Raw genomic sequence first — 25,547 nt, 5'->3', positions numbered from 1 at the left:
CTCAACTATCCACTGCTCCCCCAGCCGAGCCGAGCAGGTCCACGACGTGAGTCAGGAGGTCGGCGGGCTCGACCGGCAGGCCGAACTGCGACTCGACCTGGAGACCGTCGGAGAGTGCGATCAGCAGGGTCGCGATCAGCACCGGGTCCGCGGCCGGACTGAACGTCCCGGCGGCCTGACGGGCACGGACAGCGTCGGCCAGTGATTCGCGCAGCCGTGCGTAGCGCTCCACGAAGTACGGGTGCGACGGGTGCTGTGGGTCGCCGGCCTCGGCCGAGAACGTCGAATAGAGCTGGACCAGCCCCGGTACGTCGCTGTTGTGACGAATGATCGCGGTCAGTTTGTCGATCAGGTCCGATTCGTCGAAACGGTCGACATCTGCCTCGTCGCGGGCCCGCAGTACCGCGTCGAAGAGCTTCTCCTTGGAGCCGAAGTAGTGCAGCAGACCGGCCTCGCTCAGCCCGACCGCGGCGGCGAGCTCCTTGGTCGAGGTCTTGCGATAGCCCTGCCGGGCGATCACCTCGAGCGCCGCGGTCAGGATCTCCTCCCGCTTCGCGACCCCCTTCGCGTACGGACCTCTGGCAGCCATGCGGGCATGCTACCGAGACCCGGAACGAAAACCTAGCGGTACTCGGTTTTGGGGCGTACAGTCGTCGCATGAACCCCAGCTCAGCCGATCTCGCCGTACTGCTCGGCCGCCTCACGCTCGAGGAGAAGGTCCGGGTCCTGACCGGACAGGACTTCTGGTCGACCCATCCGCTGCCCGGCATCGGCCTGCGCTCGATGGTTCTGTCCGACGGGCCGAGCGGCGTCCGCGGACCCGTGTGGGACGAGCGGGATCCGTCGCTGAACCTGCCGTCGGCCACCGCCCTCTCGTCGTCGTGGGACGTCGAGGTCGCCCACCGGTACGGCGTAGTGTCGGCACTCGAGGCACGGCGCAAGGACGTGGACGTCGTACTGGGTCCGACGATCAACCTGCATCGCTCCCCGCTCGGCGGCCGGCACTTCGAGGCGTTCAGCGAGGATCCGGTGCTGACTGCGGACCTGGCCGCTGCCTACGTGGCCGGCGTACAGGAGCTGGGTGTCGGCGCGACGCCGAAGCACTACGTCGCCAACGACTTCGAAACCGACCGCTTCACCGCCGACGTCGAGGTGAGCGAGCGGGCGCTGCGCGAGGTCTATCTGCTCGCGTTCGAGAAGGCGGTCTCCGAGTCGAAGGCGTGGCTCGTGATGAGCGCGTACAACTCGATCAACGGAGCCACCGCTACGGAGAACGACCTGCTGGAGACACCGCTCAACACCGATTGGGGTTTCGACGGTGTCGTGGTGAGCGACTGGACCGCCGTACGCAGCGTCGAGAGCGCCAAGTACTCGCAGGATCTGGCGATGCCGGGACCGGTCGGCGCGTGGGGTGATGCGCTGGTCGACGCAGTACGGGCCGGTGAGGTCGAGGAAGAGGCGATCGATCGGAAGGTACTGCGGCTGCTCGCGCTCGCTGCCCGGGTCGGCGCGCTGGAGGGATACGAGAAGCCGGCCGAGGTGCCGCAGGTCGACGGCGTTGCGTTCGCCCGGACCGCGGCCGCCGAGGGTTCGGTCCTCCTCCGGAACGCTGGAGAGTTGCCGTGGAGCGCTGTCTCGCAGGTGGCGGTGATCGGCCACAACGCGCGGGACGCGCGCACCCAGGGCGGCGGCAGTGCGACCGTCATCCCGCCGTCCGTGGTCTCGCCGCTGGACGGGCTCCGGGCCGCGCTGCCGGATGCCGAGGTCACCTACTCGGTCGGCGCCGTCGTGCAGGAAGGTGTCGCCGAGCTACCGCTGTCCACGATGGTCAATCCGGAGACCGGGCAGCCGGGCGCACGGGTTCGCTTCCTGGACGCCGAGGGTGCCGAGTTGTTCGTCGAGGACCGGCTCTCCAGCGCGCTCGTCTACCTCGGCGGCAACGCACCGGTTGCCCGGACGAAGATCTTCGAGTTCCACACGAGCTACACCCCGGCCGGGTCCGGCTCCGTCCTGCTCGGCTTCGCGTCCGTCGGCCGCGGCCGGATCTTTGCCGATGGCAAGCTCCTCCGCGAGGACGTCGCCGTACCGGTGGGGACCGATCTCGGTGCGGCGCTGCTGTCGCCGCCGTCGATCTCGGCGCCGCTGGAGGTGACAGCCGGTCAGGCGGTCGACGTTCGGGTGGAGTTCGAGTTGCCCGAGCGTGGCGGTGAGCTGGGCAACGCCATGAGCATCACCGTCGGCGTCGAGCCGGACCGCTCCAACCCGCAGGCGCTGATCGACGAGGCCGTCGCGGCGGCCGCAGCGGCGGAGGTCGCGGTCGTGGTGGTCGGGACCAACTCGAAGGTCGAGTCCGAGGGCTACGACCGCAGTTCGCTCGCACTTCCCGGCCACCAGGACGACCTGGTTCGGGCCGTGGCCGCGGCCAACCCGCGCACGGTCGTGGTCGTCAACGCAGGCTCGCCCGTGCTGCTGCCCTGGCGTGGCGAGGTTGCCGCGCTCCTGGTCACCTACTTCGGTGGCCAGGAGTACGGCAACGCCTTGGCCGACGTACTGCTCGGCGTCGTGGAGCCCGGCGGGCGACTGCCGACCACGTGGCCGCGCGAAGAGGCCGACGTACCGGTCATCGACGTGACACCACGCGACGGGATCGTCCGGTACGACGAAGGCGTCCACATCGGGTACCGCGCCTGGCTGACGGCCGGCACTGGGCCGGCGTTCGCCTTCGGCCACGGCCTCGGCTACACGACCTGGGAGCTCACCGATCTGCGCGCGGTCGATCCGTCGTCGGTCGCGCTGACCGTCCGCAACACCGGCGACCGCGCCGGCAAGCATGTCGTCCAGGTGTACGCCGAACGCCCTTCAACCACTGTGGATCGTCCGGCCCGCTGGCTGGCCGGCTTCGCCGTCGTACGTCTCGCCGCGGGCGAAGCTCGGGAGATCACCGTCCAGCTGCACAACCACACCTTCGAGCATTGGGACAACGGCTGGACCACCGAACCCGGCACCTTCACCCTCCGCGCCGGCTCGTCGGTCACCGACCTCCCGCTCGCCTGCCCGATCGAAATCCGCTGACCGGCGCCGGTCGTCGTACGACGCGACGACCGGTGTCGGACTGCCAGTACAAGACCGAGCGTCCGGACCGTCGACGTTCGAGAAGGCCCGCATCGGTCAGCACCCGCAGGTGGTCCGAGACGGTGGCCAGCGAGAGACCGGTGGTCGCGACGAGGACCGTCGTACTCACCGGCTCCGCGGCCTCGACCAGGATGCGGGCCCGGTTACGGCCGAGCAGCTGCACCAACGGCTCGGCCGGAGCCTCGGTCCCGGCGAAGATCCCGGTGACCGGATACGTCAGCGCGAACCGGTCCGGCTTACGCCAACTGACATTGACGCCCGGGCTGTGGGCCGCGATGAACATCAGGTCGCGACCCCGCACGTCCGTGGTCGGGTAGTCCCATCGGTTCACCTGGATCCGCCCGTCTCCCAGCCAGCGGACATCCGGACCGAGCCCACGCAGTACGCCGGACCATCCCTGCTCGCTGAGCCTCGACGTCCGCGACACGATGTCGGCCTGCAGCACCCGCAACCGCCGCGGCCAGTCCGGCTCGACCGTCTCCGTCCACACCCACCGCAGGAGCTCCGCCGCCGCGTCCGCGAGTCCTGTCGACGTCAGCAGGATCTCGGGCAGCGGCGTCCGTACGACGCTGAGGTCCGCGCGGATCTGGTCGTCGTCCAGGACCGTCAGCAACTCGAGCTCGTCGGCCAGCGCCTGGTCCGGCTCGAGCGGTGGCACGGTCAGGAAGTCGGCGACCCAACTCCGGCCGAAGGCGTTCTCGACGAGCGCGGCCCAGACCGGCCGGGCGGCCAACTGAGCCTCGAAGGCGGCCTTGTGCTCGTCCTTCCAGGCCCGGAACCACGGCTCGACCGGCCGCTCCAGCAGCTTCAGCGCGGACACGGTCTCGGTCAGCTGCGACGTCCCGAACCTGGCCAGGGCCAGGGTGTCGGCGTCGACGAGGAACTCGGACAAGGTTTCGCCTCCATCCGAAACTGTAGGCCGCGGACGCGCTGCCGTCGAAGCTTCCGGACATGAGCACCTACCGGGAGATCTTCAGGAACGCCGAGTTCCGCAACCTCTGGTTCAGCAGCGCCCTCGGCAACGCGTCGTCGACGATGACCAGCCTCACCCTCGCCCTGATGGTCGACGCCGCGACCGGGTCGGCGTTGCTGGCGGCCCTGGTGATGTTCGGCCCGTCGCTGGCCCAGGTGCTCGGGGCCTCTACCCTCATGTCGGCCGCCGACACCGCACGGCCGCGGCGAGTCCTGACAGCACTCGCCACGCTGTCGACGGCGGCAGTCGCCACGCAGGCCGCCCTCGATCTCAGCGCAGGGATGCGGCTTCTCCTCGCACTCCTCGTCGCCTACGGACTCTCGATCGGAGGTGGCGTCCGCTGGGGACTGCTGAACGAAGTGGTCGACGAGGATCAGTTCATCCTCGGCCGGTCCGCGATGAACCTGTCCGTCGGCGCGATGCAGATCGCCGGCTTCGGCATCGCCGGATTGTTGCTGCAGGCACTGAGCCCGGCGACGGTGCTGTGGATGGCGACGGCCTGCTCGGCGCTGAGCATCCCGGTTCTGCGCTTCGGTCTCCGCGATCGCGCACCGCGACGCAGGGCCCGGACTGGGCTCGGCGAGACCTGGCGGGGCAACCGCCGTCTCCTCAGCCAGACCAGGACCCGCCCGCTCCTGCTCGCCCTGTCGCTACCAAACGGTCTGATCGTCGGCTGCGAGGCACTCTTCGTTCCGTACGCCGGTCCGCGTGCAGGCTGGCTGCTGGCCGCGGGAGCCGCCGGGATGATGACCGGCGATCTCGTCGTCGGCCGCTTCCTTACCCCGTCCGGTCGTCGTACCGCCGGTCGTTGGTTGCGCTATCTGCTCGCCGTCCCGTTCCTCGGCTTTGCTTTCGACCTACCGATCGGCGTACTCGCGGCTCTGGTCGCTGTCGGCAGTAGCGGCTATTCGGCGTCCTTGTCGCAACAGGAGGTGCTGGTCGATCTCACGCCGGCAGACCTTAGGGGGCAGGTGCTCGGCCTCGAGTCCGCACTGCGGATGACCGCCTTCGGGATCTTCGCGATCCTCGCCGGCACACTCGCAGACCTCACCGCGCCGGCACCTTCGATCACCGCCTTCGCGGCCGCGTCGTTGCTGGTCTCGCTCGTCCTCACCCGCCCGCTGGCGAAGGTGATGCGGACCGGCGGCCGGATAGTCTCGCCGCATGGAGGTAGCGCGGCTGAGGAAGGTCTCCAAGCGGTACGGCCGACGGGAGGTTCTGACCGACGTCGATCTGCACCTGCAGGAGGGTGAGTTGCTGGCTCTCGTCGGCGCCAACGGTTCCGGCAAGTCGACGGTGCTGAAGCTGATGGTCGGCCTGTCCCGGCCGACGACCGGCACAGTACGGCGCACTGCGCAGATCGTGAGCTACGTACCCGACGTCTTCGCCTCGCACGACCGCCTCTCGGCATCGGCCTACCTGCGGCACATGGGACGGATCCGAGGCTTGAGCGCTCGGGCTGCCCGGCAACGGTCCGGCGAACTCCTGGACAGGCTCGCACTGACCGGCGGCGCGGACACTCCGATGCGGAAACTCTCCAAGGGCAACGCGCAGAAGGTCGCGCTCGCCCAAGCACTCCTCGAACCACCGCAACTGCTGGTCCTCGATGAACCGTGGTCCGGCTTGGACACCACGGCCCACGGAACGCTCCGGGCGTTGCTCACCGAGACGGCCCGCGAGGGCGGCGCGGTCGCGTTCACCGAGCACTCCGACCAGGTCGTGAAGTCAACGGCCACGAGGGTCTGCGAGATCCATCAGGGCAAACTGATCCAACGCACCACGACCACACCGCACCAGTTGACGGAGATCGAACTGATCCCCGGCGCCGACCTCGACTGGTCGCATCAGCCGGACGTTCTCGAGGTACGACACCACGACGCCGGCGTCACGTTGGTCCTGCCGACCGGCAGCCACGACGCAGCGTTGCTGACGGCCCTCAATCACGGCTGGTCAGTGGTGTCGGTCCGGCAGGTGAAGCCCGAGTGAGCGCCCTCTACCGGTACCTCCTGGCCAGCGTCCTGCTCTCCCAGCGTTACTTGCCGCCGACCCTGATCTTCCTCGCCGCGCTCGCGGTCGGCGTGACCTCGGACAACGGCCCGCTGCAGGCGTCGTACGCGTTCTGTGTGCTGGCCATGCTGATCTGCAGCACCTGGCTGGCCGTCAGCATCGTCAACCACGAGGACCCGACCCAGCGCAAGATCACCCTGGTGATGATGGGCGATTCGCTGCGCGTGCTCGCGATCACGGTCGCCGTCGTCCTCACCTGGAGCATCCCGCTCATCGCGGTCGGCCTGATCTACCCGATCGTCACCGGCGAGCACGTCATCACCGCGGGCAACCTGACCGTCGGCGCTGTTGCCCAACTGGCCGCCGCGATGATCGGCACCGCGATCGGCCTGCTCTGCTCGCGCCTCGTCATCCCCCGCATCGGCATCGCGACTCTGACCGCGGCCGCCGCGATCCTCGTCGTCCTGCTGATCCGCTGGGTCTCCCCGATCCGACCGATCATGACCCTGCTGTCCAACGACCACACGGCGACCGAGGACGCCGTACCGCTGACTCTCCTGACCGTTCTCTGCGCAGCCATCCTCGCTGCCGCCCTCCTCGCAACCCGCGGCATCGCCGACCGCAAGGAGTGACGCACCATGCAAAGTTGTGGTCGGCTCTTGCGTTGGGGCGCACACTGACCGCATGGGGGGAACGGACGGAGACCATGGATCGCTCCCCGGCCGCGACCGGGAGCAGGCGTTGCTCGCCCGCGCCTTGCAGAGTGCGGCCGAAGGAAGTCCCAGGGCGCTGTTCGTCCACGGCGAGGCAGGTGTCGGCAAGACGCGACTGGTCCGAGAGGCCTGCCAGGCCTCGCAGTTGCGAACAGCCTGGGGCAGTTGCGTCCGTTTCGCCGCCGCCGAGGTTCCGTATACGCCCATCGCCGGTGTGCTTCAGGACTGGCTGAACAGCGCCGGTCCGACCGAGCGCGACGAGGTCCTCGCCGGTGCCGACGATCTCGCCGCACTGCTCCCTTCGATCGGCTTCGGTACGGCGATCGCCGGCGGACGACTGGTACCGCTGGTTGATCTCGTCATCAGCCGGCTGGCCGACCGCCGGCCCACGGTGGTGGTCGTCGACGATCTGCAATGGGCGGACGCGGCGTCGCTCGATGTACTGGCGTACCTGATCGCGGGCTTCCGGAACCAGCCGTTGGCGCTGATCGCCACCTGCCGCGACGAGGCGCGGTCCGAAGGCCACCCGCTGCACGGCTGGCTGGCCGACATGCGCCGGATGCCGTCGTTCGAGGAGATCCACCTGGAGCGGCTGGACCTCGAGTCGACGGCGGATCAGATCGCCGGCCTGACCCGGCATCCGCGGGATCTGGAACTGGCCGCGCAGGTGCAGGCGATGTCCGACGGCAACCCGTACCTGACCGAACTGCTGGTCCGCGATCTCCCGGACCCGCAGGCCGCTCCCATCGCTGTGCCCGACGCCTTGCGGGATGCGCTGCTCGCCCAGTGGCACGGCCTGCCCCGGGAATCCAGGGACCTCACCCGGCTGCTCGCGGCCGCCGGTCGACCGGTGCCACTCGCTGTCCTGACCAGGGTCGCCGGAGAGCACGGCATCAACCCCGAGTACGTCACCGACTGCCTGACCGAGGCCGAGACCCACGGCGTGATCGAGTCGACCAACGGGACACCATGGTTCCGCCATCCACTGATCGCCGACATCCTGTACGACGGTGTCCCGCAGACCGCGGCCGGGAAGGTGCATGCGACGTACGTGCGAGTGCTCGAAGCCACGCCCGACGCGGACGCGGCCGACCTGGCCGCGCACAGCCACCTGGCCGGGCGGACGGACGATGCCTACCGATGGTCGCTGCAAGCTGCCGACGACTCGGGTCGGCTGGGTGCGCCGGCCGAGGAGGCGATCCATCTGCGCCGTGCCTGCGATCTGTGGGAGTCGGTCTCCGACCCGATCCGCGGCAGCGTGCACGACCGGATCCGACTGCTGCGGCGTGCCAGCTCGGCCTACGCCAAGATCGGCGAACCCGGCGCGGCCAGTGCTTTGCTGGACCAGGCGATGGACTTGGTCGACCGGCGTACCGAGCCGCTCCTGGCCGCCGCGATCCTGACCAGCAGATCGACGGCACGCTGGAGCGCCAGCTCGCCGTCGACGCCGGACCTGACCGACGCGCAGGACGCCGTCGATCTCAGCTCGTCGGATCCGGACAGCCCCGAACACGCGATGGCGCTCGCCGAACTGGCTGCGTTGCAAGTGTGGGACGACCCGACCGCGAGCGCCGTGCATGCACGCCAGGCAGTCGCGGCCGCCGAGCGATCAGGCTCGGACGAGGCCCTGACGAGAGCACTCTGCAAGCGTGCGGCCGCGACGTGCGTCACGAGTCCGCCGGACGCGCTCACCGACGCCACCCGAGCCGCGCACCTCGCGTTGTCGCACGGAAACCTGCGCGACCTGCAGGACGCGACGATCTGGCGGCTCAACGCCTTGGCTGAGCTGAGCCGGTACGACGAGTTCCTGACCGAAGGTCTGACGGCGTACCGGCGACTGATCGACGGCGGTGCGGGCAAGTTCTGCCATCTCCTGCCGTTCATGCTGACCGACGGGTTGCTGGACAACGGCCGCTGGGACGAGGCACGAGCGATGATCCGGACGGCGCTGGCGGCACGGTGCGGTGGGATCAGCGGCGCCGGCGTCCGGCTCGCGGCCAGCCTGCTCGCCGTCAGGTCGGGTCAGGTCGCGGAGGCGACACTGCATCTGGAGCGCGCCGAAGAACTCGTGCCCAGCACCTTCCCCGGCCTCCAGGAGGGCTTCGGGCTCTGTGGAGCGGCGACGTTGCTTGCCGAGGGCAAGCCCCGGGAAGCGCTCGACTGGCTGAAGCGCTGCGTACCGACCGGCGACCAGGCGGCCGACGACCTGGGTGACGAGGTTCTCTTCGCCTACGCAGAGGTCGCCGCCGAACTCGCCCGGACCGCACGGGACCACCAGGATCCTGCCGGGGTCACCGAGGCGATCGCCACCCTCGACGAGGTGCTGGCCGGTTGGCCGACCGAGCCGTTCACGACCGGCACCCCTGCTGCGACGATGCACAGAGCACTGTTCGAGGCCGAACGGGAGCGCTGCCGGGCCGGAGCTGATCAGCCCGATCGATGGCTCGACGCGGCAGCGGCGTGCCGCGAGACCGGGAACGTCTGGGGCCAAGCACGCGCCCTGTTCCGCTTCGTGGAGTCGGGTCTCAGCGAAGGCCGGCCGGCCACGACCCTGAGTGAGTCGCTCCGCGCGGCGTACCGTCCAGCTGTCCAGATGGGCGCGACGCCGCTGCAGCGTGACATCGAGGCGCTCGCCCTCCGGTCCCGAATCTCACTGGCCGACCCGGCACCGGCAACAGATCCAGGTCCGGACACGGAAAGCCTCGGGTGGTCCGGAGTCAGCGTGCCAGGACGCGGCTGACGACCTCGTCGACCATCGTGGATGGGATGGGGCGGTGGGCTACGAAGCGGCGGTAGAAGAACGGGCTGGTGAGTAGGTCTGTGGTGAGCTCGGGATCGGTGTCCTCGGGAAGCTCGCCGCGGTTGCGAGCGCGTTCGAGGACGGCGAGGAGAGGGTCGCGGCGGCGGTCGGTCAGGTCGGTGTGGAGGCGGGACAGGGCGGGGTCGCGCTCGGCCGCGTCGATGAAGGCGGCCAGCAACCGCGGGAACGGCGTGTGCTCCATCAATTGCACGAACGCGTTCAGGATCGCGGCCACATCTGATTCCACCTTCCCGGTGTCCGGCACCGGGAACGGCCGGAAGGTCGCGTCCATCGCGTCGATCAACAGGGCACCCGTGGTCGGCCAGCGCCGGTAGAGCGTCGCCTTGCTCGCGCCGGCACGCCGGGCGACCGCCTCCATCGTGAAGCCGGCCAGCCCTGCCTCGTCCAGAACCTCCAGCGCAGCCGCGAGCATTCGCTGCCGTGCCCCGTCACCGCGCGAGACCGCTGCCATTGATCCGCCTCCATCGAAACGCTATCGTACCGATAGATAAGAGTACGGGTCCGTACCGATAGCAGGTGAGTCAGGATGAAGACCGGGACGTACTGGGCAGTGACCACGATCGTGGTGGGCGAGTGTGCCGTCGGCGGCACGATGGATCTGCTGCGGCTGCCGCCGTTCTACCCGATGATGATCGACCTCGGGTATCCGAGCTACCTGGCCACCATCCTCGGCGTCGCGAAGGTGGCGGCCGCGGTGGTGCTGCTTGCGCCCCGCCTGCCGAAGCTGAAGGAGTGGGCGTACGCCGGCGTACTGATCAACATGACCGGGGCAGCCGCGTCGAACGCCGCCGACCATCAGTACGCCGGGATGATCGCCCCTGCCACGTTCGCCGTACTGGCGCTCGCGTCGTGGGCCATCAGACCCGGCAGCAGAAGGTTGTAGTTAGCGGCTGAAGCCGGCGGTCAGGCCGCTGAGGAGTTGGCGGCGGCCGATGGCGTAGAGCAGGACGATCGGCAGCGTGGTCAGCACGACCGACGCCAGGACAGCAGGGACGTTCACGCTGTACTGGCCTTGGAAGGTCCACAACGCCAGTGGCAGGGTCCGCTTGTCGGGGCTCTGGGTCAGGATCAGCGGCAGCAGGAAGCCGTTCCAGACGGCGAGGCCGTTGTAGATGCTGACCGTGACGAGTGCGGGCCGGGTCAGCGGCAGCGCGAGCTTGCGCAACATGTCCCACTCGGTCGCCCCGTCGACGCGCATCGACTCGAAGAGTTCCTTCGGTACGTCGCGGATGAAGTTCGTCAGCACCAGTACCGACAGCGGGATCGAGAACGCGACCGACGGCAGGATGAGTGCCAGCAGGCTGTCGTAGAGATGCATCCGGATGATCAGCAGGTAGACCGGGATGATGGTGGCCTGCAGCGGGATCGCCAGCCCCATCAGGAACAGACCGTTGACCCCGGCAAGGAAGCGGCTGCCGGCACCGCGGATGATCGCGTACGCCGCCATGAACGAGATCGCGACCGCCGGGATGATCGTGCCGGCCGTGACGATCACGCTGTTGGCGAAGTACCGCGGGAAGTCGGACTCGATCACCAGTCTGTAGTTCTCTGCCGTCGGGGCGGTCGGCAGCGCGAACGGGTTCTGGGTGAAGTAGTCGCCCTGGTCCTTGAAGCTGGTGACGACGATCCAGTACAGCGGGATCAGCACGATCCCCAGCCACACCCAGCCCGCCGCGCCGCCGAACCAGTTCAGCTGGAGCAGCTTGTGCGCGCGGACGGGTCCGCCGCGCGCGGGCCGGGTCGCCGTACTCGTGCTTCTCGTGGCCGTTGTCGTGCCGGATGCCATGTCACGCACCTTCCTGCTGGCTGGCGGTCGTACTGCCGCCGAGCCGGCGCAGCAACAGGGCCAGGGCCAGGCCGAGCAACACGAGGAAGACGGCGATCACGCTGGCCGGGCCCATCTGGTTGGACATGAATCCGCGCTTGTACATGTCGAGGGCGAGGACGCGAGTCGCGTCGCCGGGACCGCCCGCGGTCAGCACGAAGATCAGGTCGAAGAACGTCAGCGACCCGACCACCATCAGGGTGGACGACGTGATGATCGTGTACTTCAGCTGCGGCACGGTGATGCTGAAGAACTGCCGGACCCGGCCGGCCCCGTCGATCGACGCGGCCTCGTACATCGTGGTCGGGATCTGCCGGACCCCGCCTTGGTAGATCAGCGAGTGGAACGGGATGAACTGCCAGGAGACGATGAAGACGACCACCCCGACCGCCAGGTTGCTCTGGCCGAGCCAGTCCTGGGTCAGAAAGTCGAGGTGCAGTCCCGGGCCCAGACCGAAGTTCGGGTCGAGCAAAGCCTTGTAGGTGATGGCGATCGCGGCCGAGCTGAGCAGCAGCGGAATGAAGTAGAGGACGGCCAGAAACGCGCGGTACCGCTGGCGTCCGGCCAGGAAGGTTCCGAGCAGCAGGCTGATCGGAGTCTGCACCGCCCAGGACAGGATCATGATCTCGAAGGTCACCAGGATGCTGTGCAGCAGCGTGGGATCGGAGAGCACGGACCGCCAGTTGGACAGCCCGGCCGGATGGATCGGGCCGAGGCCGTCCCACTCGGTGAAGCTGAGGGCGAGTACGCCGACCAGCGGGACGACACCGAAGACGACGAACATCACCAGTGCGGGCAGGACCATCCAGCTGACCCGACCGCTCCGCCCGACGGCACCGGACGGAGCTTGACGAGCGCCGGCCGAGACGGCAGGCGGAGCGGTCAGAGTCACTGTCCGATCACCGCGTTCATGTTGTCGGCGAACTGCTGCGGGGAGATCGACAGCTGGAAGAGCTTGGCGATGTTGTCGAGCAGCGTCTCGGCCGCGGTCGGGCTGAGTGCCTGGTCCCAGGACTGGGCGAAGTTCTTCGCGTTCGCCGCGGTGTCGTAGACGAAGTTCAGCCACTCGGAGTCGTTCTTGTCCGTGATCGACGAGAGCTTGTCCTTCGCGCTCTTCACGACCGGGATGTTGCCCGACTTCACCCAGGCATCCACCGTGGCGTCGTCGAGAGTGTTGTTCGCGATGAACTTCTTCGCGTTGTCCTTGTCGGCCTGGCTCGCCTTGGAGGAGATCGACATGTACTGACCCGGGTTGCCCACGGTGTCGGTGGGGTCGCCCTTGCCGCCGTCGACCGGCGGGAAGTTCATGTACCCGAGGTGTCCCCCGGTGACGAAGTCCTTACCGGCCGACTTCATGTTGCCGTAGGTCCACGCGCCGTGCAGCATCATCGCTGCCTTGCCGGTGTACAGCAGCGCCTGGTCGGCGTTGGAGTCGGCGGTGATCGAGGAGAAGCCCTTGATGAAGCCGTTCGCCTTGATCAGCTTCTGCATCTCGTCGAGCGCCTTGAGCGCGGACGGGTCGGACCAGCCGTCCTTCTTGCCGTCGTAGATGTTCTGGAAGACCTCGCTGCCGCCGATCCGGTCGAACAGAAACTCCAGCCACATCATGTTGGTCCAGCGCGACTGGCCGCCGAGTGAGAACGGCGCGATGCCCTTGTCGTTGAACTTCGGCACCAGGTCCATGATGTCGCCCCACGACTGCGGCGGCTCGGCACCGATCTTCTCGAACGAGCGCTTGTCGTAGAACAGCACGATCGGCGTCACGGTCTCACCAGGCACCGCGTAGAGCTTGCCGTTGACTGTCGCTGCTGTGAAGGCGGACGGGAAGATCGAGTTCTTCAGGTCGGTCTGCTGGTTGAACCAGTCGGTCAGGTCCTCGACCTGGCCGGCCTCGACGTAGGCCTTCAGGCCGCCACCGCCCCAGCCCCAGATCAGCGTCGGCCCCTGGCCGGCACCGATTGCGGTCTTGATCTTCGCCTTGAACGCGTCGTTCTGGAACTTGGTGGTCTTGATCTGACTGCCCGAGTTCGCGTCGTTGAACCGCTTGACCTGCGCGTCCCGGATCGCCTCCTGCGGCTGGCCGGTGAGGTACCAGTACGTCGTACCGGTGCCGGCGGCCGCACCAGTGGTCGAACCGGGTGTGGTCTTCGGGCCGGAGCTACCGCAGGCCGCGAGGCCGGCCGCCAGTGCGCCCCCGCCGACCAGGCCGAGGAACGTACGCCGAGATGTCGCCATGGGATCCACTGTGATCTCCGTACTCCATGCTGCTCCGCCGGTCGCGGAAGCACCGGACAATTAAAAGATGTTTCGTAACGTAGATTTCGAACATGTCGCTGTCAAGACTTGAACTACCGGCTCTTTGCGGTCACAGTGAGGTCACGGAATCGCCTGGTCACACGGGTGATTCCCAGACTTTGTGACGACGGCGAAGATCGCTGAAACTATCGAAACTTTTTCGATAGTTTGTCACAACCAACGGCGCCGATTTAGGGAGAATTTCTTGTCCAGCTCGAGCGACCAGCCGTGGCGGGACCCGGGACTGCCGGCCGACAAGCGGGTCGAACTGCTGCTGCAGGCGATGACGCTGCGGGAGAAGATCGCGCAGCTCGGCAGCCGCTGGGTGGGCAACGACATGGCCGACGCCGAGCTGCCCGCGGACGAGACCATCAACGTCGCGCCGATGGAGGACGTCTTCGCCACCGACGCCGCGCCATCCCTGGCCGAGGCGAGCCGGGACGGCCTCGGTCACCTCACCCGGGTCTGGGGCAGCGTCCCGCAGTCGGTCGAGCAGGGCGTGGCCGAACTGATCCGGCAGCACGAGGTCGTGCTCGAGAGCTCCCGGCTCGGGATCCCCGCGCTCGTGCATGAGGAGTGCCTGACCGGATTCACGACGTACGGCGCGACCGTCTACCCGGCGTCGATCGCCTGGGGTGCGACGTTCGACCCAGACCTGGTCGAGCGGATGGCGGCCGCGATCGGGCGGGACATGGCCGCGGTCGGCGTTCATCAGGGGTTGTCGCCGGTGCTGGACGTGGTCCGCGACTATCGGTGGGGACGGGTCGAGGAGACGATCGGCGAGGATCCGTATCTGGTCGCGATGCTCGGGTCGGCATACGCGCGCGGGCTGCAGAGCGCGGGCGTGCTGGCGACGCTGAAGCACTTCGCCGGGTACTCCGCGTCCCGCGCCGGCCGCAACCACGGGCCGGTGTCGATGGGACGGCGGGAGTTGCTCGACATCATCCTGCCGACGTTCGAGACCGCGATCGCGACGGCCGGCGCCGGATCGGTGATGAGCTCGTACTCCGACATCGACGGTCTGCCGGCCGGCGCGGACTCATGGTTGTTCACCGACGTTCTCCGCAACGAATGGGGCTTCGGCGGCACGGTGGTCTCGGACTACTGGGCCGTGCCGTTCCTGGCGTCGATGCATCGGGTGGCCGCCGACAACGCCGACGCGGGCATGGTCGCGCTGACGGCCGGCACCGATGTCGAACTGCCGGACACCATCGGCTTCGCCGGCCTGCTGGACCAGGTGAAATCGGGCGAACTGTCCGAGGAACTGATCGATCGCGCCGCCCGGCGGCTGCTGTTGCAGAAGGCCCGGCTCGGTCTGCTCGATCCCGACTGGACCCCGGCGGGCTCGGTCGGCGATGCGGCGGTCGACCTCGACTCGGCCGAGAACCGCGCCATCGCGCGACAGCTCGCCGAGCGGTCGGTCATCCTGCTCGATGCGGGATCGTCGTTGCCGCTGTCAACAGACCTGCGGCGGATCGCCGTCGTCGGCCCGTGCGCGGGCGATCCGCGGACCCTGATGGGTTGCTACGCGTTCCCCAACCACGTCCTGCCGCGGTACCCGGACCGCGGCCTCGGCGTCGAGGTGGTCACTCCGGTCGATGCCCTCCGCAACGAACTCCCGGACGTCGAACTCCTGTCTGCCAAGGGATGTGACGTCATGGGAGACGACCGCTGCGGGTTCGAAGCAGCTGTCACCGCGGCCCAAGACGCCGATGTCTGCATCGCATACGTCGGTGATCTGTCCGGACTGTTCGGCCACGGCACCTCCGGGGAAGGTTGTGACGCCGAGGATCTGCGCTTGCCCGGCGTCCAGGGCGAGTTGCTCGACCAGTTGCTTGCCACCGGCAAGCCGGTCGTCGTCGTGGTGGTCTCCGGGCGTCCGTATGCGCTCGGTGAGATCGCGGACCGGGTCGCCGGACTGGTGCAGGCGTTCATCCCCGGCCAGGAGGGTGCCGCCGCGATCGCCGGCGTACTGAGTGGGCGGATCGTGCCGAGTGGCAAGCTTCCGGTGCAGATCCCGCGGCACGTGGGCGGGCAGCCGGGGACGTACCTGCAGCCGGCCCTCGGCAGTGTCGAGAGTGCGGGCATCAGTGGTCTCGAGGCCGCGCCGCTGTTCCCCTTCGGGTACGGCGGGTCGTACACGACGTTCGAGGTCGGTGACCTGCGGATGAGCGCGACCGAGATCGGGAACGACGGTGAGTTCACCGCGACCGTGCGGGTCCGCAACACCGGCGACCGGGCCGGCGACGAGGTCGTTCAGCTCTATCTGCACGACGTGGTGGCGCGGATCGCGCGGCCACTGAAGCTGCTGACCGGGTTCGCGCGGATATCGCTCGAACCCCAGGCCGCGGTTGACATAACCTTCCGTGTGCACGCGGATCGCACGGCGTACACCGGACCGGATCTGCGCCGGATCGTCGAGCCCGGCGAGTTCGAAGTGATGCTCGGCACGTCGTCGCAGGACCTGCCGTGTCGCGCTGTCGTCCGGATCACCGGGGATGTGAGGGTGGTGGGTCACGAGCGCATGCTGACCACTCCGGTCGACCGCACCCCGGTCACCGCCGACGCCCCGGGAGGAGGGTGATGAGATGTCACGGCTGAAGGGACGCGTCACCCTCGCCACCGTCGCCGGCACCGCCGGGGTGTCGATCGCCACGGTCTCCAAGGTGCTGAACGGGCGCAGCGACGTCTCGCCGGTCACCCGGGCCCGGGTGCAGGAGATCCTGGAGAAGCACGGGTACGTCGGCCGCCGGCCGGAGACGGTCGAGCGCGACACCGTCGAGTTGTTCTACCAGGGCATCGTCAACGCGTACTCGGTCGAGGTGATCCAGGGTGTCGTCGACGCCGGCCAGGCAGCCGGGGTGGACGTCGTACTGAACGCACACCCGCCGCACCCGCAGACGACCAGCTCCGGACGGGCGGCCCGGTGGATCCGTGAGGTGATCGCGGCCGGGCGGCGCGCCGCGATCGGGATCACCAGTGAGCTGGCCGACGCCGACCTGGCCGCCCTGTCGCGGGCCCGGCTGCCGCTCGTGGTCGTGGACCCGGCCAACATCCCGCAGCCCGACGTGACCAGCGTCGGCTCGACCAACTTCGCCGGCGGGATGGCGGCGACCCAGCATCTGCTGTCGCTCGGCCATCGCCGGATCGCGTACGTCGGCGGTCCGCCGACCTCGGGCTGCAACCAGGCCAGGATGAGCGGATTCCGCAGTGCGATGGAGGCGGTCGGCGCCCCGGTGCCACGCGACTACATCTGGCTCAGCGACTTTCTGTACGACGACGGCCTCGCCGGCGGAGCGGCGTTGCTGGACCTGGCCGACCGGCCGTCCGCGATCTTCGCCGGTAGCGACGAGGCCGCGCTCGGCGTACTGGAAGCAGCGCGCGCCCGCGGTCTGCGGGTCCCCGAGGATCTGAGCGTGGTCGGCTTCGACGACACCCAGATCGCCCGGCTCGCGTCGCCGCCACTGACGACCGTCAAGCAGCCGCTCCGCGACATGGGAGCCGTCGCCCTCCGCACCGCCCTCCAACTCGCCGCCGGCGAGAAGGTTGCCTCACACCACGTCGAGCTGGCCACCACCCTGATCATCCGTGGCTCCGCCGCCCCCAACCGCATCCGCTCCGTCTCCTGAGTCCAATCAGTCAGGTACGCCGTACTCCGCGCACACCCAGGTCCGTGAGCTCACCGGTGGCGATGGGACCCACGTCGTCCTCGAGTCACGCGACGCCCTCAAGGTCCTGAACTGGAGACCCTAGGGCAGGACCACCAGTCGGCGACCGCGTCGAGCGGTGTGTTGCCAGGCGGATTCGATCTCGCTCAGCGGCACCCGGTCGAGGGCGAAGGTGAGGGCGCCGGACAGGGTCCACTCGACCACCTGGCCGTAGGCCTCGCCCATCGTCTCCGGGCTGAGGTTCCGCGCCGCGCCATACAACTCGACCCCGGACGTACGCAGGCTCGCCGCCGGTACGACGACGTCCGTGCCGGCCGACTCGCCGATCTGCACGATCCGGGTCGGCCGGGCGAAGGCGAACGACTCCGGGATCAGCGACCGCAGCAGCACCTCGGTCGGACGGCCCCACAGAATGTCCACGACCACGTCGTACCCGTTGCCCTTGGCATCCATGAACGCCTGGGTGAGCTCGTCGTCGGAGACCGCGGTGTTGATGACCGTGTCCGCGCCCAGCGCCTCGACCTCGGCGAGTTGCTGGTCGTCGCGACCGGTGGCGACGATCCGGCCGGCGCCGAGCAGGCGGGCGACCTGAACGGCGCCCGCGTGGTCTCGGCGGCACACCTGTCCCTCAAGCTGGCCGCGATCTCCGAGCTCGCGATCAGCTCACTCGCCGAGCGCGGTGTCAGTCTGCGTGACGCCCGGATCATCGCGCTGACCGTGGAACGCTTCACCGTCGGCCATGTCCTCGAGGAGCAGAGCCCACCGCCCGACGTGACTGGATTCGACCTGGAGACCTTCCGGGCCGCACACCCGGCGTCGGTCACCGCCATCCAGGAGTACTTCGAACCCGGCCGGAGCGTGGACGACCTGTTCCGGGACTGCCTGGCCGTCGTCATCGCCGGCGCCGCCGTTGTCGGCCGGCAGTGACCATTCCGTCACAATTGGTGAGATCGTTGGGCAGATGTGTTAATTCCGTGACGAAAATGTCCCGGTGAAGCCCCTCCGGGGCTAATCTGCCGGACCATGCACAGACGCGAGCCGGCCCGCCCCAAGGTCGTCCAGTCGGTGGTTCTCTTCCTGTTGACCAGCGCTCTCGCCGGAGCGCTCGTCGCCGGCCTGGCCCTTCCGCTCGCCGGACTGGCCGGGGTGACCACAGCGAAGGCCCACGACACGGTCCAGTACCTGCCGCAGGACCTCAAGGCGGCGCCGGTTTCCCAGAAGAGCATCATCCAGGCGGCCGACGGCTCGCTGATCGCCACTTTGTACCAGGAGAACCGGGTACCGGTGACGTTGCGGCAGATCAGCCCGATGATGCGCAAGGCGATCGTGGCGATCGAGGACGACCGGTTCTACGAGCACGGCGCGCTGGACGCCAAGGGCACTCTGCGCGCACTGCTGCGGAACCAGTCGCAGGGTGGGGTCCAGCAGGGTGGCTCCAGCATCACCCAGCAGTACGTCAAGATGAACCTGGTCGAGAAGGCGAAGACGCCGGACGAGGCCGCGGCGGCCACGGCTGACACGTACGAACGCAAGGTCGCCGAGCTCCGGTACGCGATCGCGGTCGAGAAGGAGTACTCCAAGGATCAGATCCTGGAGAAGTACCTCAACCTCGCGAACTTCGGTGATGGTGCCTGGGGCATCGAAGCCGCCGCCTTGCACTACTTCTCCGTGCACGCGTCCCGGCTGACGCTGCCGCAGGCCGCGATGCTCGCCGGTCTGGTGAAGAACCCGACCGGCTACGACCCGACGAACAGCATGAAGCGGGCCAAGGAGCGCCGCGACGTGGTGATCCGGCGGATGCAGGAACTGAGCATCGTCACCGCCGCACAGGCCACGGCCGCACTGAAGACCCCGGTGATCGATCCGAAGAAGGTCCGCAACGTACCCAACGGCTGCGCGAACTCGAAGTACCCGTTCTACTGCGAGTACATCGTCTCCCAGCTGAAGAACAACCCGAGTTTCGGCAAGACTCCGCAGGCCGCGGAGAACTACATCGAGACCGCCGGCCTGGTGATCCGGACGTCGCTCGACCCGAGGATCCAGAAAGCGGCCGAGGACTCGATGAAGAAGCATTCCAAGCCCAGTGACCAGGCGGTGGCCGCGGTCACCATCGTCGAGCCCGGCACCGGCCTGGTGAAGGCGATGGCGCAGAGCAAGCCGTACGGCAACAAGAAGGGTCAGACGTCGTACAACTACAACGTCGAGAAGTCCTACGCCGGCGGGTACGGCGGGTTCCAGAACGGTTCGACGATGAAGGCGTTCACGATCGCCGCCGCGATCGAGAAGGGTGTCCCCCTCACCTACCGCATCAACTCGCCGCAGCAGATCGACCTGAGCGGCAAGAAGTTCAGCACCTGCAGCGGTACGACGTCCGCCCCGGACTACAAGCCGAAGAACTCGACCAAGACGATCGCGGACCCGTCGATGATCGACGCGGCCAAGGCGTCGACGAACACCTACTTCCTGCAGCTGTCCGAGCAGGTCGGTCTGTGCCCGATCGCGACCATCGCGTCCAAGCTCGGCATGCAGGACGCCCAGACGATGAAGCCGCTGCAGCAGGTCCCGTCGTTCACGCTCGGGTCCGCCGGTCTGATCACACCGCTGATGCTGGCCAACGCCTACGCGACCTTCGCCGCTCGCGGCAAGTACTGCACGCCGATCCTCGTCACCGCGGTCACCACCAGCAAGGGCAAGTCGATCCCGGTCAAGGGCCGCAGCTGCAAGCAGGCGCTCACCGCGAAGGTCGCCGACGGCGTCAACTACGTGCTCAACCAGGTGATGGGATCCGGCGGCACCGGTAGCAAGCTGAAGTTCGGCCGGAGCGACCTGGCCGGCAAGACCGGAACGATCAACGGCAACATCGCCGTCTGGTTCGCCGGCTACTCCACCAGGCTCGCGGCCGCGTCGGTGGTGGCCGACGCGACGCCGAAGTACACGGACCTGGCCGGGCTGACGCTGAACGGCAAGGAGATCGGGAACGCGTCCGGCTCCGGGACCGCGGGACCGATCTGGGAGACCGCACTGCAGGGTGCCTTGAAGGGTCTGCCGTCGACCCACTTCGTGCGGCCGGACGACCTGACGATCCGCGGCAACGTGAAGGACCTGCCACAGCTCAAGGGCGTCCTGCCGCCGATCGCGATCGCCCAGCTGCAGCAGCTCGGCTTCCAGGCCGAGGTCGCGCCGGCGCCGGTCGACTCGGACGCACCGGCGGGCACCGTCGCGTACACCAGTCCGCGCCAGGAGGACGGCGCACCGGCCGGTGCGAAGATCACGCTGTACCTGTCGAACGGCAGCCAGGCGACGCCGCCTCCGCCGCCGACGACACCGGGACCGCCCGGTACGCCGCCGACGATCCAGCTGCCGCCGGGCTGGCCGACCTGCCCACCGACGGACCCGCGCTACCCGAAGTGCCGGCGGCGCTGACCCTGTCCGCAGTCACGGTCGGGTGATCACTAGGCTTGGACCATCACCCGACCGTGAAAGGACTCCCGTGAGCGTCGACGAGCTGACCGCCCAGCGTGACCGTGCCCGCCAGGACTACGAGGCGCTGGTGGCCCAAGGGCTGAAGCTGGACCTGACGCGCGGGAAGCCGTCACCCCGGCAGCTCGATCTCGCCAACGGTCTGCTCGAGCTCAAAGGTGATCCGGTCGGAGCCGACGGGACCGACCTGCGGAACTACGGCGGCCTGAACGGACTGCCCGAGCTGCGCGCGATCTTCGCGGCGGATCTGCAGGTGCCGGTCGAGCAGTTGCTGGCCGCCGGGAACTCCAGCCTCGAACTGATGCACGACGCCGTGGTGTTCGCGCTGCTCGGTCTGGTGCCGGGCGCCGAGCAGCGCTGGGCCGACCAGCCGGAGATCGCGTTCCTGTGCCCGGTGCCGGGGTACGACCGGCACTTCGGCATCTGCGAGCGGTACGGGATCCGGATGATCCCGGTGCCGATGACACCCGACGGCCCGGACATGGACGTGGTCGAGCGCCTCGTCGCCGAGGACGGCCGGATCAAGGGCATCTGGTGTGTGCCGAAGTACAGCAACCCTGACGGCTCGGTCTACTCCGACGAGACCGTCGGGCGGCTGGCGGCGATCGAGACCGCGGCACCGGACTTCCGGATCTTCTGGGACAACGCGTACGCCGTACACCACCTGACCGACGCACCGGCGGAGATCGCCGACGTCCTGGCACTCTGCGCGGACAACGGTCACCCGGACCGGGCCTTCGTGTTCGGGTCCAGCTCGAAGATCACCTTCGCCGGTTGCGGCGTCGCGTTCTTCGGCTCCTCGCCCGCGAACGTCGAGTGGTGGCTGAGCCACACGGTCAAGCGCAGCATCGGGCCGGACAAGATCAACCAGTTGCGGCACGTGCAGTTCCTCCGCGACGCCGACGGGCTGCACGAGCACATGCGGAACCTGGCCGGCCTGATCCGGCCGAAGTTCGACGCGGTCGACAAGATCCTGACCGCAGAGCTCGGCGGCACCGGGCTGGCGACGTGGACGAGCCCGGCCGGTGGATACTTCATCAACCTCGAGGTGCCGGAGGGCTGCGCCCGCGAGGTCGTCGCGAAGGCCAAGGCGGCCGGCATCGCCATCACCCCGGCCGGCGCGACCCACCCGTACGGCGACGACCCGGCCGACCGCACCATCCGGATCGCCCCGACGTACCCGGAACTCCCGGAGGTGGAGGCCGCGATCTCCGGCCTCGCCACCTGTGTCCGCCTCGTCGGCACCGAGAAGCTCCTGGCCGGCTGACGCCCGCTCTCGAGTTGCCGACCGCTGTCAGGCGGTCGGCAACTCGAAGATCAGGCAGGTCGAGGTGGCGTGAGCCAGCAGCGCGCCGGCCTCGTCGAACAACCGCGACTCCGCAACCGCGGTACGGCGGCCGCGGCTGATGATGCCGCCTTCGCAGCGGAGCAGACCGGACTTGATCGTCACCGGCTTGATGAAACGCGTCATCAGGTCCAGCGAGGTGTAGCCGAACCCGGCCGGCAGCGTCGAGTGGACGGTACAGCCGGCGGCCGTGTCGAGCAGGGTCGCGATGATCCCGCCGTGCACGGTCCCGAGCGGGTTGTAGTGGAACTCCTGCGCCGGCATCAGCACGGTGACCCGGCCTTCCTCGGCCTCGAGCCCGGTGGCGCCGACCAGTTGCAGGATCGGCGGCGCCGGGATCTCGCCGTTGCCCATCGCGTGCAGCATCTCGAGTCCGGACGTGGTCCCGATCCGCGCGGCGGCCACTGCCGGGTCGGACCACGAGAAGGTCCGGCTCCGGGTCTGCTCCTGAGTCTCCGTCATGGACCGAGCTTCACACGCCGAGCTGGGTCCGTCAACGAGACCTAGCACTCACTGTCGTTCAAGCGCATGAAAACAAGGGGCTCCGACCCCGGCACTTGCCTCTGGCGCCGCCCTCGCTAGGCTGCTGGGCGTACTGGGGGAGGTTTGCGTGAGGCAGTTCAACACACCGCCTGAATGGCCCGATCCGCCGACGGCGCGGTGGCGGCCACCCAGACGCTGGAGGCCGAACGAGTCGTGGCCGCCGGCCCCGGCGGGATGGTCCTTCTGGGTCGACGAGCGGGGGTGTCCGGTCCGTGGGCCGTTCGGACGGGTACGGCGGTCCGAGCAGCGTCAAGCTGGTGGCGATCACCGTGATCCCGCTCGCCCTGATCGGCGCGCTGCTGTTCTACAAGCCGTTCAGCAGCGGCGACACAGTCACCTCGGCAACGGGTCCGGAACCAACGACGATCCGGTCCACCTCGGTCGCACCCACCACCGAGCCGACCGCACTGCGCCGTACCGAGAAGCCGACCCGGCAGATCGAGCGCAGGCCGACGTCGACGCCCGCACCGTCGGCCACGCCGGAACGATCACCGGTCGTCGAGCCCACCGCCGAGCCGGCGGAGCCGCCGACGGCCGCCCCAGGGCCGTCAGCGACCGTGTCGTCGACGCCGTCGACTTCGGTCGTGAGCGCGGTCCACTACGAGAACTGCGACGAGGTCCGCGCCGCCGGCAAGGCGCCGCTCCATCGTGGCGACCCCGGCTATTCGCGCGACCTGGACCGCAACGGCGACGGCATCGCCTGCGACCACGGCAACTCCTGATCACGGCCGGACGACCACCGGCTGGAAGGCAGCCTGGACGTTGGCACTGGTCGGGGTCACCTACTCCTTGGACGGCACGTAGAAGTCGGAGTCGAAGTACGACGTGAAGTGGAGCGTCCGCGGACACGACGAGCTGTTGATCTGGAGCGTGGTGCGCGCCACGAGCCAGCCGGTGCGCAACTCGTACGCCTTCACCGGGATCGCGATCTTGTGGAAGGTCACGTCGGTCGGGAAGGCGCTCGGGTTCTTCACCGGTGTGTACGGGCAGGTGCGAACCGCCGTTCCGTAGTCGGGATCGTCTGCACAGACGACCAGGGAGGCGACGGTCGGGTCGGTCGTCTTCCAGCTGCCTGGAAGCTTCGTCGTGTAGTCATCCGCCTCGGACGCACTGACGTCGGCCTCGCCGCGCGCGGTCTTCGGCGCGTCCACGACGCGGTGGCCGAACCAGTACCTCTGCTCGGCTGTCGTCACGCCCCACAGTCGCCGGCCTCGCGCTCAGAGCATGAGGCGTCCCGCCGGCCGCCGCCGCGCCGTGGCCGGTTGCTGCCAGTTACAGGCGGATGGACTTCTTGTTCATGAACTCCTCGATGCCGGCCGGCCCGAGTTCGCGGCCCATGCCGGACCGCTTGATGCCACCGAACGGAAGGTCAGCCTGGGATCCGCCGGCGCGGTTCAGGTAGACCATGCCGGCCTCGATCTGTTCGGCGACACGGCGGGAACGCTCGTCGTCGGTGCCCCAGACCGATGCGCCGAGACCGAACGGCGTGTCGTTCGCGAGCGCGATCGCCTCGGCCTCGGTCTCGGCCTTGAACACGATCACCACCGGCCCGAAGATCTCCTCGTAGTACGCGTCCATCTCCGGCGTGACGTCGGTGAGGACGGTTGCCTCGAGGAACGCACCCGGCGTGACGCGCCGGCCGCCGGTGCGCAGGGTTGCGCCCTGCTCAACCGCCTTCGCCACCTGGCCTGCGACCTCGTCCGCGGCCGCGTTGGAGGCCAGCGGCGGCAGCTTCGTCTCCGGGTCGGCGGGGTCGCCGGGAACGTAGTACTCCGCGACGCGCTTGGTCAGGCGGTCGACGTACTCGTCGTAGATGTCGGCGAGCACGATCATCCGCTTCGGCGCGTTGCAGGACTGGCCGCAGTTGCGCATCCGGGCGGTCGCGGTCGAGTTGACGGTCTCGTCCATGTCGGCGGTGTCGAGCACGATCAGCGGGTCGGAGCCGCCGAGTTCGAGCACGGTCTTCTTCAGGTTCTTACCGGCTTCGGCGGCGACCGAGACACCGGCCTGTTCGCTGCCGGTCAGCGAGACGCCGACGATCCGCGGGTCGGCCAGGATCGCCGGGATCTGCCGGCTGGACGCGTACGTGTTCACGTACACATCGTCCGGTACGCCGGCCGCCCGCAGGATCTCCTCGATCGCGCGGCCCGAACGCGGGCAGATCGACGCGTGCTTGAGCAGGATGGTGTTGCCGAGCACCAGGTTCGGCGCGACGAACCGGGCCACCTGGTAGCACGGGAAGTTCCACGGCATGATCCCGAGCAGCGCGCCGATCGGGCCCTTGGTGATGACCGCCCGTCCGCCCTTGATGTCCAGCGGTTCGTCGGCCAGCAACGCCGGCCCGTTCTCGGCGTAGTACCGGAAGATGTCGACCACGATGCCGACCTCGCCGCGGCCCTCGTTGATCCGCTTGCCCATCTCCTGCGTCATGATCGCGGCCAGCTCGTCGGTCCGTTGTTCGAACAGGTCCGCAGCGCGCGCCACGATCGCGGCGCGTTCCTCGACGGTCCGGCGTCGCCACCCCGGATAGCCGGAGTGCACCCGCCCGATCGACTCCCGCACCTCCTCGTCCGTCGAGTTGGCGACTTCCTCGATCAGCACACCCGTGGCCGGGTCGGTGACTGAATACATGGGTCCTCCATCCAAAGACGACGCAAGCGCCCAGGCTAACCACTCCACTCCATACTGTATACAGTGATCTCACCTGTTGTCGTCGGGGGTGTGGCCGGGCATGCTCAGGGCTGT

General features: G+C 68.5%; 22 protein-coding genes. 12 read left to right on the top strand and 10 right to left on the bottom strand.

Annotated features, from left to right (window positions below):
- Window position 1: 1 nt before the first annotated feature.
- Window positions 2-589 carry a TetR/AcrR family transcriptional regulator gene (locus tag E0H75_RS19320; protein ID WP_131514970.1) on the bottom strand — a complete coding sequence of 196 codons (588 nt, stop codon included), beginning with the start codon at window positions 587-589 and terminating at the stop codon, window positions 2-4.
- Window positions 590-657: 68 nt separating this feature from the next.
- On the opposite strand from E0H75_RS19320, the gene E0H75_RS19315 reads away from it, so the two are divergent.
- Window positions 658-3,072: a glycoside hydrolase family 3 protein gene (locus tag E0H75_RS19315; RefSeq protein WP_131514969.1), complete on the top strand. Its 2,415-nt coding sequence runs from the start codon at window positions 658-660 to the stop codon at window positions 3,070-3,072.
- On the opposite strand, the gene E0H75_RS19310 is transcribed toward E0H75_RS19315, so the two are convergent.
- The gene (locus E0H75_RS19310) at window positions 3,032-4,024 is read right to left on the bottom strand and encodes an ArsR/SmtB family transcription factor (protein ID WP_131514968.1); all 993 of its coding nucleotides are present in this window, start codon (window positions 4,022-4,024) and stop codon (window positions 3,032-3,034) included. The genes E0H75_RS19315 and E0H75_RS19310 overlap by 41 nt on opposite strands.
- Window positions 4,025-4,083: 59 nt before the next feature.
- Here E0H75_RS19310 and E0H75_RS19305 point away from each other — a divergent pair, with 59 nt between their 5' ends.
- The 4 genes from E0H75_RS19305 to E0H75_RS19290 are packed head-to-tail and all read left to right on the top strand — an operon-like array spanning window position 4,084 to window position 9,565.
- Entirely contained in the window at window positions 4,084-5,358 is a 1,275-nt protein-coding gene (locus tag E0H75_RS19305; RefSeq protein ID WP_131514967.1) for an MFS transporter, read from the top strand.
- Window positions 5,270-6,091, top strand: a complete 822-nt coding sequence (locus tag E0H75_RS19300; protein ID WP_131514966.1) for an ABC transporter ATP-binding protein — start codon at window positions 5,270-5,272, stop codon at window positions 6,089-6,091. Before E0H75_RS19305 ends, E0H75_RS19300 begins: the two co-directional genes overlap by 89 nt.
- Window positions 6,088-6,744 carry a hypothetical protein gene (locus E0H75_RS19295; protein WP_131514965.1) on the top strand — a complete coding sequence of 219 codons (657 nt, stop codon included), beginning with the start codon at window positions 6,088-6,090 and terminating at the stop codon, window positions 6,742-6,744. Before E0H75_RS19300 ends, E0H75_RS19295 begins: the two co-directional genes overlap by 4 nt.
- 52 nt (window positions 6,745-6,796) lie before the next feature.
- On the top strand, window positions 6,797-9,565 hold the full coding sequence (locus E0H75_RS19290; RefSeq protein WP_131514964.1) for an ATP-binding protein: 2,769 nt from the start codon (window positions 6,797-6,799) through the stop codon (window positions 9,563-9,565).
- On the opposite strand, the gene E0H75_RS19285 is transcribed toward E0H75_RS19290, so the two are convergent.
- Window positions 9,543-10,097 carry a TetR/AcrR family transcriptional regulator gene (locus tag E0H75_RS19285; RefSeq protein WP_131514963.1) on the bottom strand — a complete coding sequence of 185 codons (555 nt, stop codon included), beginning with the start codon at window positions 10,095-10,097 and terminating at the stop codon, window positions 9,543-9,545. The genes E0H75_RS19290 and E0H75_RS19285 overlap by 23 nt on opposite strands.
- Window positions 10,098-10,172: 75 nt before the next feature.
- Between E0H75_RS19285 and E0H75_RS19280 the strand changes: the two genes are divergently transcribed.
- Window positions 10,173-10,529 carry a DoxX family protein gene (locus tag E0H75_RS19280; protein WP_131514962.1) on the top strand — a complete coding sequence of 119 codons (357 nt, stop codon included), beginning with the start codon at window positions 10,173-10,175 and terminating at the stop codon, window positions 10,527-10,529.
- On the opposite strand, the gene E0H75_RS19275 is transcribed toward E0H75_RS19280, so the two are convergent.
- The 3 genes from E0H75_RS19275 to E0H75_RS19265 form a co-directional block, all read right to left on the bottom strand.
- The gene (locus E0H75_RS19275) at window positions 10,530-11,432 is read right to left on the bottom strand and encodes a carbohydrate ABC transporter permease (RefSeq protein ID WP_131514961.1); all 903 of its coding nucleotides are present in this window, start codon (window positions 11,430-11,432) and stop codon (window positions 10,530-10,532) included.
- A gap of 1 nt (window position 11,433) precedes the next feature.
- Window positions 11,434-12,276, bottom strand: coding sequence for a carbohydrate ABC transporter permease (locus E0H75_RS19270; protein ID WP_131514960.1), 843 nt, complete (start codon window positions 12,274-12,276; stop codon window positions 11,434-11,436).
- Between the two features lie 83 nt (window positions 12,277-12,359).
- Window positions 12,360-13,706: an extracellular solute-binding protein gene (locus E0H75_RS19265; protein WP_131514959.1), complete on the bottom strand. Its 1,347-nt coding sequence runs from the start codon at window positions 13,704-13,706 to the stop codon at window positions 12,360-12,362.
- 265 nt (window positions 13,707-13,971) lie between these two features.
- Here E0H75_RS19265 and E0H75_RS19260 point away from each other — a divergent pair, with 265 nt between their 5' ends.
- The gene (locus E0H75_RS19260; protein WP_238163139.1) at window positions 13,972-16,350 is read left to right on the top strand and encodes a glycoside hydrolase family 3 N-terminal domain-containing protein; all 2,379 of its coding nucleotides are present in this window, start codon (window positions 13,972-13,974) and stop codon (window positions 16,348-16,350) included.
- Between the two features lie 4 nt (window positions 16,351-16,354).
- On the top strand, window positions 16,355-17,395 hold the full coding sequence (locus E0H75_RS19255; protein WP_131514958.1) for a LacI family DNA-binding transcriptional regulator: 1,041 nt from the start codon (window positions 16,355-16,357) through the stop codon (window positions 17,393-17,395).
- 120 nt (window positions 17,396-17,515) lie between these two features.
- Here the strand turns inward: E0H75_RS19255 and E0H75_RS19250 are convergent, their stop codons facing one another.
- Complete coding sequence (locus E0H75_RS19250) at window positions 17,516-18,055, bottom strand: zinc-binding dehydrogenase (RefSeq protein WP_131514957.1); 540 nt, start codon at window positions 18,053-18,055, stop codon at window positions 17,516-17,518.
- On the opposite strand from E0H75_RS19250, the gene E0H75_RS19245 reads away from it, so the two are divergent.
- From E0H75_RS19245 to E0H75_RS19235, 3 genes are all read left to right on the top strand, one after another.
- Window positions 18,038-18,361: a TetR/AcrR family transcriptional regulator C-terminal domain-containing protein gene (locus E0H75_RS19245; protein ID WP_202873054.1), complete on the top strand. Its 324-nt coding sequence runs from the start codon at window positions 18,038-18,040 to the stop codon at window positions 18,359-18,361. The genes E0H75_RS19250 and E0H75_RS19245 overlap by 18 nt on opposite strands.
- A gap of 96 nt (window positions 18,362-18,457) precedes the next feature.
- Window positions 18,458-20,857, top strand: coding sequence for a penicillin-binding protein (locus E0H75_RS19240; protein ID WP_131514955.1), 2,400 nt, complete (start codon window positions 18,458-18,460; stop codon window positions 20,855-20,857).
- Between the two features lie 67 nt (window positions 20,858-20,924).
- Complete coding sequence (locus E0H75_RS19235) at window positions 20,925-22,181, top strand: aspartate aminotransferase type Ic (protein ID WP_131514954.1); 1,257 nt, start codon at window positions 20,925-20,927, stop codon at window positions 22,179-22,181.
- A gap of 27 nt (window positions 22,182-22,208) precedes the next feature.
- On the opposite strand, the gene E0H75_RS19230 is transcribed toward E0H75_RS19235, so the two are convergent.
- Window positions 22,209-22,721: a PaaI family thioesterase gene (locus tag E0H75_RS19230; protein WP_131514953.1), complete on the bottom strand. Its 513-nt coding sequence runs from the start codon at window positions 22,719-22,721 to the stop codon at window positions 22,209-22,211.
- A 293-nt stretch (window positions 22,722-23,014) separates the two neighbouring features.
- Between E0H75_RS19230 and E0H75_RS19225 the strand changes: the two genes are divergently transcribed.
- Window positions 23,015-23,524 (top strand): excalibur calcium-binding domain-containing protein, encoded by a 510-nt coding sequence (locus E0H75_RS19225; protein WP_238163138.1) that lies wholly within the window; start codon window positions 23,015-23,017, stop codon window positions 23,522-23,524.
- A 60-nt stretch (window positions 23,525-23,584) separates the two neighbouring features.
- Here the strand turns inward: E0H75_RS19225 and E0H75_RS19220 are convergent, their stop codons facing one another.
- On the bottom strand, window positions 23,585-23,995 hold the full coding sequence (locus tag E0H75_RS19220; RefSeq protein ID WP_131514952.1) for a hypothetical protein: 411 nt from the start codon (window positions 23,993-23,995) through the stop codon (window positions 23,585-23,587).
- 79 nt (window positions 23,996-24,074) lie between these two features.
- Window positions 24,075-25,433 carry an NAD-dependent succinate-semialdehyde dehydrogenase gene (locus tag E0H75_RS19215; protein ID WP_131514951.1) on the bottom strand — a complete coding sequence of 453 codons (1,359 nt, stop codon included), beginning with the start codon at window positions 25,431-25,433 and terminating at the stop codon, window positions 24,075-24,077.
- Between the last annotated feature and the right edge of the window lie 114 nt (window positions 25,434-25,547).

The sequence above is a fragment of the Kribbella capetownensis genome (assembly GCF_004331485.1).
Taxonomy (GTDB): domain Bacteria; phylum Actinomycetota; class Actinomycetes; order Propionibacteriales; family Kribbellaceae; genus Kribbella; species Kribbella capetownensis.
This window is presented reverse-complemented; position numbering and strand designations above follow the sequence as displayed.